Source organism: Micromonospora sp. SL4-19 (assembly GCF_047921475.1).
GTDB lineage: Bacteria > Actinomycetota > Actinomycetes > Mycobacteriales > Micromonosporaceae > Micromonospora.
In genome coordinates this window covers 123,847-137,889 of sequence record NZ_JBLROB010000013.1, presented here as the reverse complement: position 1 = coordinate 137,889, position 14,043 = coordinate 123,847, and the positions used below count along the sequence as shown (strand labels likewise).

Annotated in this window: 14 protein-coding genes and 1 pseudogene; 9 read left to right on the top strand and 6 right to left on the bottom strand. The window is 66.6% G+C overall.

The genetic code is table 11. The features are described 5' to 3' along the window. Positions 1–241: 241 nt before the first annotated feature. Positions 242–838: a hypothetical protein gene (locus ACNAVT_RS18270; protein ID WP_416297763.1), complete on the top strand. Its 597-nt coding sequence runs from the start codon at positions 242–244 to the stop codon at positions 836–838. A gap of 38 nt (positions 839–876) precedes the next feature. On the opposite strand, the pseudogene ACNAVT_RS18265 reads toward ACNAVT_RS18270, so the two are convergent. Then, positions 877–1,089, bottom strand: a pseudogene (locus ACNAVT_RS18265) (site-specific integrase); the annotation flags it as partial. Positions 1,090–1,406: 317 nt separating this feature from the next. On the opposite strand from ACNAVT_RS18265, the gene ACNAVT_RS18260 reads away from it, so the two are divergent. Continuing rightward, positions 1,407–1,727, top strand: a complete 321-nt coding sequence (locus ACNAVT_RS18260) for a hypothetical protein (protein ID WP_416297761.1) — start codon at positions 1,407–1,409, stop codon at positions 1,725–1,727. 277 nt (positions 1,728–2,004) lie between these two features. Here ACNAVT_RS18260 and ACNAVT_RS18255 read toward each other — a convergent pair whose 3' ends face one another. Then, positions 2,005–2,529 (bottom strand): hypothetical protein, encoded by a 525-nt coding sequence (locus ACNAVT_RS18255; RefSeq protein ID WP_416297759.1) that lies wholly within the window; start codon positions 2,527–2,529, stop codon positions 2,005–2,007. On the opposite strand from ACNAVT_RS18255, the gene ACNAVT_RS18250 reads away from it, so the two are divergent. The 3 genes from ACNAVT_RS18250 to ACNAVT_RS18240 all read left to right on the top strand — a co-directional run bounded on the left by ACNAVT_RS18250 (position 2,504) and on the right by ACNAVT_RS18240 (position 6,852). Beyond that, the gene (locus ACNAVT_RS18250) at positions 2,504–3,058 is read left to right on the top strand and encodes a hypothetical protein (protein WP_416297758.1); all 555 of its coding nucleotides are present in this window, start codon (positions 2,504–2,506) and stop codon (positions 3,056–3,058) included. The genes ACNAVT_RS18255 and ACNAVT_RS18250 overlap by 26 nt on opposite strands. Positions 3,059–4,669: 1,611 nt before the next feature. Further along, complete coding sequence (locus ACNAVT_RS18245) at positions 4,670–4,810, top strand: hypothetical protein (protein WP_416297757.1); 141 nt, start codon at positions 4,670–4,672, stop codon at positions 4,808–4,810. A 149-nt stretch (positions 4,811–4,959) separates the two neighbouring features. After that, positions 4,960–6,852: a peptidase inhibitor family I36 protein gene (locus ACNAVT_RS18240; protein WP_416297755.1), complete on the top strand. Its 1,893-nt coding sequence runs from the start codon at positions 4,960–4,962 to the stop codon at positions 6,850–6,852. Positions 6,853–7,522: 670 nt separating this feature from the next. Here the strand turns inward: ACNAVT_RS18240 and ACNAVT_RS18235 are convergent. Further along, positions 7,523–7,909 carry an Imm1 family immunity protein gene (locus ACNAVT_RS18235; RefSeq protein WP_416297753.1) on the bottom strand — a complete coding sequence of 129 codons (387 nt, stop codon included), beginning with the start codon at positions 7,907–7,909 and terminating at the stop codon, positions 7,523–7,525. 437 nt (positions 7,910–8,346) lie between these two features. Between ACNAVT_RS18235 and ACNAVT_RS18230 the strand changes: the two genes are divergently transcribed. From ACNAVT_RS18230 to ACNAVT_RS18220, 3 genes are all read left to right on the top strand, one after another. Further along, positions 8,347–8,745: a VOC family protein gene (locus tag ACNAVT_RS18230; protein WP_416297752.1), complete on the top strand. Its 399-nt coding sequence runs from the start codon at positions 8,347–8,349 to the stop codon at positions 8,743–8,745. Positions 8,746–8,930: 185 nt separating this feature from the next. Continuing rightward, positions 8,931–10,154 (top strand): low temperature requirement protein A, encoded by a 1,224-nt coding sequence (locus ACNAVT_RS18225; protein WP_416297750.1) that lies wholly within the window; start codon positions 8,931–8,933, stop codon positions 10,152–10,154. A gap of 251 nt (positions 10,155–10,405) precedes the next feature. Then, complete coding sequence (locus ACNAVT_RS18220; RefSeq protein WP_416297748.1) at positions 10,406–10,807, top strand: VOC family protein; 402 nt, start codon at positions 10,406–10,408, stop codon at positions 10,805–10,807. Between the two features lie 211 nt (positions 10,808–11,018). On the opposite strand, the gene ACNAVT_RS18215 is transcribed toward ACNAVT_RS18220, so the two are convergent. Together ACNAVT_RS18215 and ACNAVT_RS18210 are read right to left on the bottom strand one after the other, a co-directional pair. Further along, positions 11,019–11,249, bottom strand: coding sequence for a DUF2188 domain-containing protein (locus ACNAVT_RS18215; protein WP_416297746.1), 231 nt, complete (start codon positions 11,247–11,249; stop codon positions 11,019–11,021). Positions 11,250–11,366: 117 nt separating this feature from the next. Then, positions 11,367–12,056, bottom strand: coding sequence for a hypothetical protein (locus tag ACNAVT_RS18210; protein ID WP_416297745.1), 690 nt, complete (start codon positions 12,054–12,056; stop codon positions 11,367–11,369). A gap of 416 nt (positions 12,057–12,472) precedes the next feature. Between ACNAVT_RS18210 and ACNAVT_RS18205 the strand changes: the two genes are divergently transcribed. After that, a complete protein-coding gene (locus ACNAVT_RS18205; RefSeq protein ID WP_416297743.1) occupies positions 12,473–13,063 on the top strand; it encodes a sugar O-acetyltransferase in 591 nt (196 codons plus the stop codon). 120 nt (positions 13,064–13,183) lie between these two features. Here ACNAVT_RS18205 and map read toward each other — a convergent pair whose 3' ends face one another. Next, positions 13,184–14,002 carry a type I methionyl aminopeptidase gene (gene map / locus ACNAVT_RS18200; protein WP_416297741.1) on the bottom strand — a complete coding sequence of 273 codons (819 nt, stop codon included), beginning with the start codon at positions 14,000–14,002 and terminating at the stop codon, positions 13,184–13,186. Positions 14,003–14,043 lie beyond the last annotated feature (41 nt).

Below are 14,043 nucleotides of genomic sequence, written 5' to 3'. Positions count from 1 at the left end.
AATAACGTGCACGGGCCGACGATCCCTGGCAGCCGATGGCAGCCGTCGGTGCCCCGCATCCGCGTTCACACCGAAGAGGTCACTGGTTCGGTCCCAGTATCGCCCACGCAGGTCAAAGGCCATCTCCCGGCTTCGGGAGGTGGCCTTTCTGCTTCCGCACAACAGCGAAGTACAGCAACGGTCAGCGGCCGGGTGACGACCAGGCGAGGGGATGTCCGCCTGTGCTGCTAGCTTGCCGGCCGTGAATGATCAGTTGACGTGGATCGACCGGATCATCGACGTGACCGGATGGCGCCACGAGCCTGAGGACGGTGCCGGCTGGGAGCAGGTGGAGGCGGAGCTCGGTGTCGCCCTGCCATCGGACTTCAAGGAGCTGTGCCGGCGGTTCGTGCCGGGGGCGTTCTACGCGTACCTGGACCTTCTACGGCCGACCGACGATCACGCGCAGCCGCTGCTTCGGACGTGGGCCTCTTGCCGGCAGTGGGCAGGCGAGCATGACTCCGCGCGGTTGTGGGCCCCCTACGAGATGTACGGGCCTGACAAGGGGTCGGGGCTGATCCAATGGGGCAGCGATCAGACTGAAGGGGAGTACTACTGGCTGGCGGACCGCTCTGTGGAGCCTGACCGGTGGCCTGTGGTCGCGCGGTGGGTCGAGCCATGGCATCAGCCCGACATGTCGACGGCCGAGTTCGTTTACCGGGTGATCGCGGATCCGGAGTTCAAGCCGTTCACGGTGGCCGACCCACCGCGGCGACCCTTCTACCTGCCGCATTGGGGGCCGTTCCCGATGAGCGCTGACGACTGGGATGCTCTCACCGACCCGAACCGCAAGGGCTGAATTATGCCCTCGGAGGGGCTGCCGTTCATGCAGAACAGTCAGCGGCCGAGGGAGTCGCCGAGGCGCTTGAGGGCATCCCGCGTCGCCTTCGACGAGACCTGGGTGTAGATCTCCGTCGTCACGGAGAAGCGGGCGTGCCGGAGCACCTGCATGGCGACTCTCGGATGGACGTCCAGGTCGGCCAGGAGAGTGGCGCAGGTGGGCCTGGCGTCGTGGACGGTGATCGGGCGGACCCCTGCTCTGTCGCAGCGCGCGAAGGCATGCCGGTCGTCCAGGAGCCGGCTCCGCAGCCGCTCGGGGTCAGGTCAACCGCTCGCCTGGGAGGGGGAGGGGTGGCCGTCGGTGGCCAGCTCCGACCCCGGGGAGCCGGGTTCGTGCCGGGCGAGGTGGGGTCAAACGCGCCACTGTGGCGGTGCCCGCCGGGGACGCGGTCCGTGACACGAGAGCCGACTCAGTCTGTTCCGGCAGCGTCCGAACCTGCGTCAAGGCCCGCTTGACGTGGCGGGCCGGGTGTTGGGCGTTGCCCAGTGACTGCCTCGGCGAGACCTAACCAGCGCGGAGCGCGGAAGTGCCGAGTGTCCTGAAAGATAAAGGTGTACGGGCGGCCGCCGTCGGAGAGTTGGAAGCGCAGGCCGTGCTCCGTCATCTCAAAGCCCTGAACATCGCGAGCGGCGAAGCAGTGACGCCCTACGGGGTTGCGTACCTCAACCTGTCCCGCTTCGAGCGTGACCCGTGGGTGGAAGGCCAGGCGCCAGACCAGCACGAGGAGTACGGCCAAGAAGATGTATCCGTCACGGACCTCCTCGGGTGGCATTTCGCCGCGTCCGACTCGCCGGATGACGTCGGCCTGTTGAGCGGCCACCGCCAAGAAACACAGAAAGCCGGCTAATCGGATCCAGGCTCGTACCCGCCATACTCTTCGGCCAGCCCGCTGCATGGTCCGATGTTAGTGGCGGGATCAATGTGGGGCTCGACCGCCGGACGGCAGAGCGTCGGCGTCGGACAGCCAGGGGCGTGCCCGATCCGTGCCCGATGCAGCGGTCAAGGGGGCAGCGTTGGCGCTGCTCTCCTGGCAAGTTAGGCGCTCCCTGCCTGCAGCGCCTGGTCAACCGCTACGCGTCGTGTGGATCTATCCGATTCCAAGCTGACAGTTCAAGTTGATCAGGTCACGCTCGTCGCTCTAGTTGGTTGGGCCGGACCCGGAATTGGGTGGTTCCGTCCTCAGCTTCCACGTGGTCCGGCACTGTGCTCACGACGAGGATCTGATCCTCCTGCTGACCGACGACATTGCACCTTACGAACGCCGGCCGGGGGAGAGAAGCGCCAGGAGGGACGCCGTCATCGAAGAAGATTTGGCCGTACACACCGAAGATCTCGCCGATGGCTCCCACATCTACGAAGCCGCGCCGGTCACCCCCAAACCCACCACTCGGCGGGACGTCACCCAAGACGGTCAGGTCGTCCGGCCACGGTGCGAGTTGGGAGAGGGGCGGTTCGAAGGTGTCGGGGCCGAGGTCGATCGGACGCCAGTGCGGTTCCCGGTCATAGTCGTTCGGGTCGGCAAGCTCAACCCCCAGCGGCAATTCGGTGTGTGCCGAGGCTCCTGCTTCCCGCCGCCAGACTCTCTGGTTCAGGACCCGGGTCGATCTACGGTAGCCTCGCGGCATGGGTTCAGCCTGGTCGATGATCAAGCGGCTTGGTTTGTTGTGGGTCGTTGCAGTGCCGTTCCTTGTGCTGTTTGCGCACGGACTACGTGCCGAGTACCTGCCGATCGAGGCGCTCACCGCCGGCGTGTGGGCGGCGCTCGTCGGCATGGGCGTATTCCTGGCGAGCCGGCTCGCGAGGTGGGGGCACGCCAAGGGTGCCGTCGTGCTGCTGTGCGTCGCGGCCCTGGTGGCCTGCGATGTGGCGGTCGTCGTCGATAGTGCGTTGATCTACGACTGGGCCGGTTACTGGACGCTCAACGATGGTGTTGGTCTGCCGTATCCATATGCGGCGCTGTGGTATCCGGCCTCGCTGCTGCCGTCGTCGTTGGATGTCTTTGGCGTCGATCAGGCGACTATCACCGCGGGCGATTTCGAGTGGCAGTCGGAGCACATCGCTCCTGTGGCCGTGGTGTTGACTATCGCGTCAGCCGTATTCATCGCTTCCGCGGTGAGGGCGCTGTTCGGAGGCTGGCAGGCCAGCCCGGAGCTTCGGCCGGGACGGGCCGATTCATAACTCTGTCGACGGCTGTAGTCACCCGCTGGCCACCTATGGGTTCCGGTAGCCCCGCGGCCTGGCAGCGGCGGCGAGCCCGCCAGCAGAGTCCCAGGAGGCCACAAAAACCGGCCAAGATCGACGATGAGCAGCAGTCGGCACCGCGGAATTGGCTGAGCGGTCAAGCGGGCAGCCAAACCGGCGAGCAGCAGCGGACGATCGCGGACGCGGGCATCAACGTGAGCAGAAGGACCAGGCGGCGGACCAGCGCTGTGGCACCGACTCGTCATGCGTAGGTCGCCGGCGGGAGTGGTCAGTCTGCCGTCTCCGAAGCCGGCGGCTGTCGGTCGGTCCCAGCGGCGGTACATCAGTACATTCCCCACCACGGCGAGAACGAGGAGGCCGATGGGCAGGGCGAACCCCAAGAGGTCATGTGCGCCTGCGCGGCGTGCCACGGTGGGGTCCCACGGTAGGTACTCGATGCGCAACTCATCGTTGAGTTCGGCTTTGCGGCCGAACCGGGGCTGCTGGACCGACGCCTTAACCTGCCGGCCGTCGGCCAGATAGCTGACCACCGCATCGCCCGGCCCTCTCCCGCCGGAGTGCAACTCGATCACGCGCCCAACCGTCTGCTGGTGATGGCGGTCGAGCGCGATCTCGTCGCGGATCACGAAGCCCAGAGCGACGCACATCGCGACCCCGGCCAGCGCAACGACCGCGATCAGGACGTACATGTCGAGGTTGCGCCGCCACCTGGGCGGTGGCGGTGGTGCTGGCAGCGGTGACGGTGGTACCGGCAGGCCGGACGGTCCTGCGGTCAGCCAGCCTCGGGGAAGCGACGGCCTCGACTTCTTCCTGGTTCTCTTGACCACTCGCTCATGATCCACTCCGGTCGCAAGTGGCCGAGGCTGCGGCATTGAGGATGCGGCGAAAGCCTCGACGGCGGCTGTAGCGGCCGACAGCGATGCCGACGGTAACCGCGCCGGACGGAAGCACGCCGAGGAGCACTGGCATGGACGATGCACAGAGCTTGTAAGCGAGACGTCGAAGCCAGGCGAAGTCAGCAGCGAGTCAGCAAGCAGCTTGCGACGGGACGATGACGGGCGGAACGAGCAACACGACGAGCCGACCACGCAGAGGTAAAGGCCCTGGAGCAGGAGGTGGGCGCGCCGCTCCCGGAGGGTACCGAGCCTTCCTCGAAGTTGCGAATGGCGGCAGCCTCGATGAGTACGGCTGTCGAGCACCACCGCTGCCGGACGGCGAGGTCAACGGCGTCGGCGACGTCCTTCTGCTCGGCTGGGACAACGCCCGGCGGCTACGGCTTCGGTACCGTGCTCCGCGAACACCGCAAGCCGTCATGCACCTGACCATCGCTCCAGCCCATGTCACTGCCGGACACTACGAGGACGCTCGCCGACACCTGCTCCACGGGCTACGCATCAACTCCGCGGTGCGACTGCTTTGCAAGCAAGTTGCAAGATCGCTGCACGAGCCGCGGTCGATCATCGAATAGCTTCGCTGGCCGATCAGCGGGGCGGAAAGCCGGCGGGGGAGGGCCGGCACCTCCCCTCGACGAAGTGCGGCAAGAGGTACCCGACATCAACGAATCGAGCCGGTGGCGCATGGGTCGCCGTGGGCGCGATCGTGCCGATGGGGCTCGTGGCGACCGGTGCGGTCGGGAGCGCCGCCGACAGCGGCCAGCGCCTCGACGCACGCCCGGAGCCGCCGGTGTTCGGCAAGGAGGAGGACCAGCAACCCGTACACCTGCAATGACCGCGGCCAGCATGGGGTGGCCGCGGGGCACGTTGAGCCCGTCCCAGCCGACGGCGGACGGTACATCGAGCATTCTGGTCGAGATGAAGGGAAGTTGGATGAGGAGAGTGCGCGTTGCGCTTCTCGCGGCGGTAGCGCTGGTGGTTCAGATGCTAGGACTCACTGTCGCGGCGGGGCCGGCGGTTGCCGCAGATCGTAATGGTATCTGCGACAGTGGTGAGTTCTGCTACTACTACAACAGCAACAACCAGGGTTCTGTCTCGGACTTCACCGATTCGGTCAGCGACTACGGCGCGGCGCAGCCGTCTTGTTACGACTTCAAGAGCGCGGGTAGCGGGCAGGGCGTCTGTGTCAAGAACAACGCCGCGTCTGTCTGGAACCGGTCGAGCACGGCGGTCCGCGTCTACTTCAACAGCAATCATGAGGGTGCCTACCAGGAAGTGGCGCCGGGCTACAAAGGTCAGTTGAACAGCACGCTCTACAACAACAACGCCTCACACCGGTTCCTCTCGACGTCCGCAGGTGGTAGCTCGCGTGACGGATCCTGCGACCGCGGTGAGTTCTGCTACTACTACAACAGCAACAACCTGGGGTCCGTCTCGGACTTCACCGATTCGGTCAGCGACTACGGCGCGGCGCAGCCGTCTTGTTACGACTTCAAGAGCGCGGGCAGCGGGCAGGGCGTCTGTGTCAAGAACAACGCCGCGTCTGTCTGGAACCGGTCAGACAAGACGGTCCTGGTCTACGTCAACAGCGGCTACGGAGGCTCGTACCAGTCGGTGGCGCCGGGCTACAAGGGCCAGTTGAGCAGCACCCTGTACAACAACAACGCCGGACACCAGTTCACCACCAGCCCCGTGAGTTCCGGCGGCGCACGCAACGGCTCCTGCGACAGCGGTGAGTTCTGCTACTACTACAACAGCAACAATCAGGGTTCCGTCTCGGACTTCACCGACTCAGTCGGTGACTACGGCGTGGCGCAGCCGTCCTGCTACGACTACAAGGGTGCGGGCAGCGGACAGGGCCAGTGCGTCAAGAACAACGCCGCATCTGTGTGGAACCGGTCAGCCAACACCGTCCGGGTCTACTTCAACAGCTACTACGGAGGCTCCTACCAGGAGTTGGCGCCCGGTTACAAGGGCCAGTTGAACAGCACGCTGTACAACAACAACGCCGGACACCGGTTCCTCACGACCACCGACAACGGGAGCGGCGACACCGGCACGAGCGGCGCACGCAACGGGTCCTGCGACAGCGGTGAGTTCTGCTACTACTACAACAGCGACAACCAGGGGTCGATCTCCGACTTCACCACCTCGGTCAGCGACTACGGTGTCTCGCAGCCGTCCTGCTACGACTACAAGGGCACGGGCAGCGGGCAGGGCCAGTGCATCAAGAACAACGCCGCATCCGTGTGGAACCGATCCAGCAAGAAGGTCGGTGTCTATTTCAACAGTTACTACGGGGGCTCCTGCCAAGAGGTGGCGCCGGGCTACAAGGGCCAGCTGAACAGCACCCTGTACAACGGTAACGCCTCGCACCATTTCCTTACGAGCTCCAGCGTCTGTTCCAGCAGCGGTGGAGGAGGCGGGGGCGGAGACACCGGCGGCTCCAGCTCCGAGAAGGTCGAGCGCGTCATCGATGCCGCGTTGTCGCAGACCGGCAAGGGTTACAGCTACTCCTGGGGCGCCGGGGGCAAGTCCGGACCGTCCTACGGGATCTGCTGCAGCCCCAGCGGGTACGACGACCGCAACCGTTACGGCTACGACTGCTCCGGCCTGACAGAGTACGCCTTCTGGCAGGGCGCCGGCATCGACATCGGCGGCTACACCGGCATTCAGCAGCACAAGGGAACGGTGGTCTCGATGAGCAGCATCAGACGAGGCGACCTGATCTTCTGGGGCAGCCCCGGGGGCAGCACGGCGCACGTAGCCATCTATCTCGGCAACGGCCAGATGGTCGAGGCATCCTGGCCCCGGAATTCGACCAGCGTCCACGTGACCAACGTCTACGGCGGAGACTTCGCGGTCCGAGTGATCTGACAGACCCTGATCACACACCGACCGAACACAGTGACGACGGCAAGCGGGGCCAACCTCGCGATCCCAACACCGCACCGGCTCGAAACGTCCCGTCAGTAGAGGACAGGTCGCAGTGAAGGGACGAGCGCGGCTTCTGATGACCCATCGGCGCCGCAGCCCTCCGGGCACACGAGCTGACGCCGGAGGCTGGACTCAGGAGCCGCGCTCATGTCGTCATCGTGTGCCAGGCGTCGGATGTGCCGCATCACCTCTACGTCGGTCTTACTGATGTCGACATCCGTGCATCGGCGATGCACCACGTCCATGGCCGCGTCTCCTTCTCTCACCGGCCTCCGGTAGGACGAGGAAGCCAGGATGTCAGCAGAGCGTCATGTCGTGGTTCGTGTTGGTTCTGTCCGGTGTCTTGGAGGCGGTGTGGGCTACAGTCTTGGGCAGGTCCGCCGGGTTCGCCCGGCTCGGCCCTTCTCCGGTTTTCGCTGTCGCCGATGAATCAGGCGCAGCGCTCCTATGCCGGCCAGTACGAGCGCAGGCTTCGGCGGCTCTCGCAGCAGCGTAGGCACTCCACAAGACAGGACCTGGGTGACTTACCCTGCGGCTCCGGAATCGGTCACCAGGTGTGACGTGGTTGCGTTGGCTCGACGAGCTGGAAGCGGCGTCTAGACCACGAGCTCTAGGGTTTGACGACCCACTGGACGTTAGTGGGGCGCCCACCGGTGCGCAGGAACTCATGGGCTGCCTGGCGGGCCTGGGCGGCTGTGATCTCGAAGGGCTCGGCGCCGTCGGGAAGGGTGAACCACGGGTTGTCGTACGCGTACTCGGCGTCGTCGACGACCTGGCCCGCCGGGGCACCAGGGGGTACTGGCCCCCACGCGAGTAGAAGGTCGATTTCGGTCTCCCAGTACAGATCGGACCGATCTCCGTAGAAGTTGATATGCAGGGTCCGCCAGCCGTCGTCACTGACGAGAGTCACTCCCTTGGGCGGTTCGGGGCCGAGGATCGCGTTGAGTTCAGCAACGTCGGCCACGGCGGTGGCGATGCTGTCAATCCACGCCTGCACGGTGCATTCACCTGGTTCCTGATTGTGATCTCACACGGGATGATTGAGGTTAGTAGATGGCACTGCCGTTCCGAGTGCGCAGCGCTACGGGCTCAGGGCGATGTGGCAACGCCACCTGGGATGGCGGTGGGTGACTATTTGGGTGACGATCGGGACGGACGCTGGCGGACTGTCGCGGACACTGGGGGAGCGTCCTGGCAGCTCAGCGGATTCGGAACCGCAGGTCGACGTCCCGTGTTGGTTGCCTGGGGGCCAAGGGGCCTCGGGGCACGCTGAGGGCGCAGGACAGTGTCAACGCCGGCAACGGACTGGCGCTCCGACGGTCATATGCCGCGTAGATCGAGTGCCAAGACGCTCCCCACGCTGGACGATGATTTTTGACCGGTCGGCCGGTCTATCACGGTGACAGTTCTCCACTCGGACCTGGAGTTACCAACATGCCTAGTTCGCCCGTAATCGTCAGCCTGCCGATCGCCGACCGCCCCACGTCGCACCGTTTCTACTCCGAGGCCCTCGGCCTGGCGACGCTCGGTGAGCCGGCAGCCGACGGGATCCCCGAGCCGCTGCAGTTCACCGTGAACGACGGCTTGCGGTTGATGTTGGTGCCGAGCGGGGGCTTTGGCTGGGTCATCGGCGACCACGAGGTCGCCGACCGGGGCCGTAGTGAGTGCGTGCTCGGTCTGAGCGCCGAAAGCCCCGCCGAGGTCCAGCGGATCGTCGAGCAGGCCCGGTCTGCGGGCGCCCGGGTCGTGACGCCGCCAGCCACGCAGCCGTGGGGCTACGCCGGCACATTCGCCGACCCCGACGGTCACCTCTGGATGGTGACGGCGCAGTAGGGGACGACAGGCCCTCCCCAGCGGCGGCGTAGCCGTCGACGGTTCGGGCCTCGACCTGCCGAGGCAGACGTTGCATCGAGCCGCCTTCGCCCATCGTCACCCGCGCCCGAGGGGGCTCGGGAACGAGGCTTCGAATACCCGCAATCCTCCCTCGCGCGGCGGCATTCCGGCATTGAATGGCTCGCATGGAAAGTGCTGGTGCGGCCACGGGTTTGGGGGTGAGGCTCCTCCGGGGGGAGCGGAGCAAGCAGGAAGCGAGCTTCGTCGAACTCTTCTTCGATCTTGTGCTGGTCTTCGCTCTCAACCGGGTGGTGGCTAGCAGCACGGCGCAACTGGCGTCTGCCTCTGGTTCAGGGCGGTGGGCGAGCCTACTGCAGGCACTGCTGCTGATCCTGCCGCTGATATGGGTCTGGTCAATGACGGCTTACAGTACGGCGCGCTTCGAGCCCCGCCGCCTGGCGGTGCAGGTCATGGTGCTGGTGACGGCCTTCGGTGTGCTGCTCCTGGGAGTCGTCACGCCAGAGGCGTTCGACGGCAGTGCGTGGATGTTCGCCGGGGTCTACGTCGTGCTCCAGGCCGGTCGGGCGCTGGTGGTCGCTTTGGCGCTGCGGTCACATTGGTTACAGCGCCTCTATTGGGGAATCCTGGCTTGGTTCTGCGTGTCCGCCGTGGCGTGGCTGCTCGGCGCCCTCGCCCACGGTGCGGCCAGGATGCTGCTCTGGTCGCTTGCGATCGTCATCGAGTACGGATCGGCTCGGCTGGGTTGGTGGGTGCCGTGGCAGGGGCCAGAGCGCCTCTTGGCTTGGGAGTCCGCTGCCGGGCATCTCGCTGACCGGTACCAACAGTTGGTGCTGATTGCGCTCGGGGAGACGATCCTCGCGGTCGGGATCGCCTACACCGAGGCGTCCGGGAGTCCGCGCCTCCCGCAGACGTTTGGGCTGGTGATCGCGTTCATCACCGCTGTGCTGCTGTGGCGAATCTACTTCTACAGGGCAGGCGAGATGTTCGGGTCGGCGGTCAAGTCGGCGGCCAGCCCCGCCAGTCTGGGCCGAGTAGCCGGCAGCGCCCATCTGCTTATGATCATCGGGGTTGCCGCCGCCGCCATGGGCAATGAACTGGTGCAGAAGCATCCCACCGGCCACACGTACAAGTCCTGGCTTGCGTTGATGCTCGGCGGCCCGGCTCTGTACGTGGCGGGCCGCACGCTGCTGGAGTGGGTCGTCTTCTCGCGCTTCTCCCGGCCCCGACTGCTCGGCATTGCTGCCCTGCTGCTGCTAGTCGTGCCGCTGGCCTTCGCCCCGCCGCTGGCGGTGGTCGCCGTAGTGCCCGTGGTGCTGCTCGCGATCGCCATCGCCGACGCCCGCCGGGCAGCCGGCAAGCCTGCTGAGGTGCCCACGCCGCCGGGCTGACCATGGCCGCAGGCGTGGCCTGCCTCTGTCCTCTCATCCAGCATCAACCGCGGCAGCCGAGGGCGAAGGCTTGCGTACTGCGAGGAGGTGCAACGGGGATGGCGCGGACGCCGGTGGACGCTACGGTTATTGCCGAAACCGCCCTGCAAGCGAGGCGTCCACCGCAGGTCCACCCGGGCAGCCCGAAGGCGGGAGTGCGCCCGGCGCGGAATGGGCTCGCGGTCTGCCTCGATTACCGTCACGCTGGCCGAATGGCTTCCTTCATCTCTCATACCAGCGTCGACTGTGCCGATGCGTATGCCCTGTCGTCCTGGTGGCGCGTCGTGCTGGATTACACCGAGGATCCCGACGACCCCAACGAGCCCGGCCACGAGGAGTGCATGATCGCCTCTCCAGACGGGCATCATCGGTTGTTGTTCATCGAGGTACCAGAGCGCAAGCAGATCAAGAATCGGATTCACTTCGACCTGCGCCCACGAGAGGGCACTCGGGACGAGGAGCTGGCCCGGCTGATCGGCCTCGGCGCCATGGAGGTCGAAGACCGGCGCAACGCCGATGGGACCGGATGGGTGGTGCTGGCCGACCCGGAGGGAAACGAGTTCTGCATCCTCCGCAGCGAAGGCGAGGTTGCCGCTATGCGGACGCGTGGTTGATCCTCAGCGGTCGGGCCCCTCCGCCGCCCCCAGCGAGGGGGGCTGGGGCGGCGGAGTGGCTGCCGACAGCAACGCAGACCCTTGTAAGCGAGATGTCGCGGGCAAGCCGACGAGACGATGTGGCCGGCGGTGACGTCCGGACATCCGGACGCCACCGATCCATCCAGGGTGTTCCCGGTTGCTACCAGCGCCGCAGGCACCGGCAAGCAGCTCAGCCTCTGGTCTGGCGCGGGTCACGGCTACGGGGGTAGGTGTTTTTCTCGCCGATGGTCCCGTCCTTCTTCTTGATCACATGCTCGACATCGCGCTGAGTGGCCATCTGCCGGCCCGCGGCCTCCGCTTCCGCTTTGGTGTCGTGCGCTGTGCTTGCGCGCCGGTTGCCCTCGGGACGGTTCTTCCACTGGCCGTCCTCGTAGTACGTCTCGATGTCGCCCTTTGCCATGGGTCGTGGCCTCCCTGACGTGCATGGTTGGTCACGAATATTTGCCCCGGCCGCATCTGCCCCCAAACGTCCGTCGGCCGCCATGCTGGGCAGCATTCGAGCCGGGCCGGGCCAGGGCTACCGCTTCACCAGGTTGCGCAGCGCGGCGAGCAGCGACCGGTCGCTGACCTCGGCGTAGATCTTCTTGTCGGGACCGACCAGGACGACGTACGGGCAGGCCTGGTCGTCGCCGCCCATGACCTTGTCGAGTAGCTTCCGGCCGGTCGCCACCTCGTACACCCGAAGGCGGTAGCTGGCCTTCAGCAGCGTCAACGTGTCCGGCTTCGGGTCGTCGTACTTGCACCGGCGGATCGTCGCACCGGTGTTGACCCGGTCCAGGCAGGCGACCATCTGCACGTTCTTCGGATCCTCCGACGCCCAGGTCTGTTCCACCCGCTTCGACAGGCCCTCGTCGTAGTAGTAGCCGTTGTTCTGCCGGCGGTGGTCTCCCGGGCCGTCTCCGATGAGCAGCACCACCGGGTGGGGGGCCTTGCCGGCGCGCTTGGGCGACTGCGGGTAGTAGAGGATGCCGTCGCACACGTTGTTCAGATCGGAGATCTGGGTTGCGGCGTAGTCGCTGGGCTGCGGGCCCTGCGGCACCGGCTCCACGCTCTCGGCCGCGTCTGGGCTCGGGGTCGAGCTACCGGTCGCGGGGGACCGCCACGTCTCTGTCGCCGGCTTGGCCGCGTCGTGCTCCGTGGAGCGCAGCAGGAAGGCCCCGCCGACCAGGCCCGAACAGGCCACCAACAGCAGTACGCTCAGCGCCACGACGGCGATGATCAGGCCGCGGTTGCGGTGGCCGGGTGGCGGCCCGTCGGCTGGCAGTTGCGGTCCGAACGGTGTGACCATCGCGGGCGGACCGAACGGCTGGCCTGCCGTGGGTGGCACCTGCGGCGGTGGCGCGCCGTGGACCGGTGCCGGCTCGAAAGCCGCACCGCCTGGCGCCGGCGTCAATGCTTCCGGCGCCCGGTCCGCCGTCGATCCTGAATCAAATCCGGCCCCCGTGTCGGACATGTACAGCCCCTTGTCAATTCAAAGCGAAGCGCGAATGTATCAAGATCCGGTCGAGCCCGCCGTCGTGCGGCAGAGGCAAGGGGAGGCCGAGGTGAGGGGTCCTCCGTCCGGCCTGCCTGTTCACCGACAGGCGTGGGCGTGACACCTGCGGGTGATGGGAGGATCATGCGGTGACGCTTGAAGCGCAGCGGGAGCGCATCCTCTCGGGCCGGATGTACAACGACCTCACCGATGAGCTGGTACAGGCTCGGCAGCGGGCCGTGCTGCTGACCATTGAGTACAACGACAGCTTCGGGCAGCCGCAGGAGCAGCGCGAGGCGATCTTGAGGCGACTGCTGCGGGCGGTCGGGCGGGAGTGCCATTTCGAGCCGACGTTCCGGTGCGAGTTCGGCTTCAACATCAGCGTCGGCGACAACTTCTACGCCAACTTCGACTGCGTGATGCTGGACGGGGGTGGCATCAACATCGGTGACCACGTCCTCTTCGGCCCGCGCGTCGGCATCTACACCTCGAACCACGCCGTCGACGCAGCCGAACGGGCGGCCGGCGCGTGTTACGCCAAGCCGGTCACGATCGGCGATCACGTCTGGATCGGCGGCGGCGTGACCATCAACCAGGGCGTGACCATCGGCGACAACACAATCATCGGATCGGGGAGCGTGGTCACCCGCTCGATCCCGTCCGGTGTCATCGCCGTCGGATCGCCGGCCCGGGTGCTGCGTGAGATCACCGATGCCGACAAGACGGGTTACCGGCCTTGATGCACGTCGACCTGCCGGGAGGGCTGTCCAGACCAGATCGGTGATGGCTTACCAGCGCTCGTCAAGGGCTCGCCAGGGCAGCCGATGATGACCGCCAGCAGCCGCAAGGCGGGCGGTGGGTCAGGAGGCTGCGGCGGGCTTCTTGGTGGGATCGGCCGAGGTGGCGCCGTGAGTGGGGCGCCGGGTCAGGACCTGGGGGCCGGAAGCCGTGATGGCGACTGTGTGTTCGGAGTGGGCGGTGCGGGAGCCGTCGGCGGAGCGGATCGTCCAGCCGTCGTTGTCGAACTTGATTTTGTCGGTGGAGCGGCAGAACCAGGGCTCGATGGCGATGGTGAGGCCGGGGGCGAGTTTCAGGCCGCGGCGGGCGCGGCCGTTGTTGGAGACGTGCGGGGCCTCGTGCATGGTGCGGCCGATGCCGTGGCCGCCGAACTCGGCGTTGACGCCGTAGCCGTAGGAGTGGGCGACCTCGCCGATCGCGGCGGAGATGTCGCCGAGGCGACCGCCGGGCTGGGCGGCGGCGATGGCGGCCTCCAGCGCGACCTCGGTGGCCTCGATCAGCTTCAGGTCGGCCGGATCGGGGGTGCCGACGATGACGGAGAGCGCGGAGTCGGCGACCCAGCCGTCGATGCCGACCGCCATGTCGATGCTGAGCAGGTCACCGTCCCGCAGAACATAGTCGTGCGGCAGTCCGTGCAGCACCGCGTCGTTGACCGACAGGCACAGCACGTTGCGGAACGGGCCGCGGCCGAACGAAGGAGCGTAGTCCCAGTAGCAGGATTCGGCGCCGCGTTCCTTGATCCGGCGGCGGGCGTGGTGTTCGAGGTCCATCAGGTTGACGCCGACTGCGGCGACGCCGCTCAGCTCGGCGAGCAGCTCGCCGACGAACTGGCCGGTCACCGCCATCCGGCCGATCTCGTCGGCGGACTTGAGCTCGATCACGACAGCCTCCCCCTCCATGTGCGGTATTTTTATACCACGTC

Bases quoted from the DNA above. Each gene is read 5' to 3' on its own strand.
- ACNAVT_RS18230 (WP_416297752.1), top strand. From the start codon at position 8,347: ATGCCTAGTTCGCCCGTAATCGTCAGCCTGCCGATCGCCGACCGCCCC.
- ACNAVT_RS18225 (WP_416297750.1), top strand. From the start codon at position 8,931: ATGGAAAGTGCTGGTGCGGCCACGGGTTTGGGGGTGAGGCTCCTCCGG.
- ACNAVT_RS18220 (WP_416297748.1), top strand. From the start codon at position 10,406: ATGGCTTCCTTCATCTCTCATACCAGCGTCGACTGTGCCGATGCGTAT.
- ACNAVT_RS18250 (WP_416297758.1), top strand. From the start codon at position 2,504: ATGGGTTCAGCCTGGTCGATGATCAAGCGGCTTGGTTTGTTGTGGGTC.
- ACNAVT_RS18240 (WP_416297755.1), top strand. From the start codon at position 4,960: ATGCTAGGACTCACTGTCGCGGCGGGGCCGGCGGTTGCCGCAGATCGT.
- ACNAVT_RS18215 (WP_416297746.1), bottom strand. From the start codon at position 11,249: ATGGCAAAGGGCGACATCGAGACGTACTACGAGGACGGCCAGTGGAAG.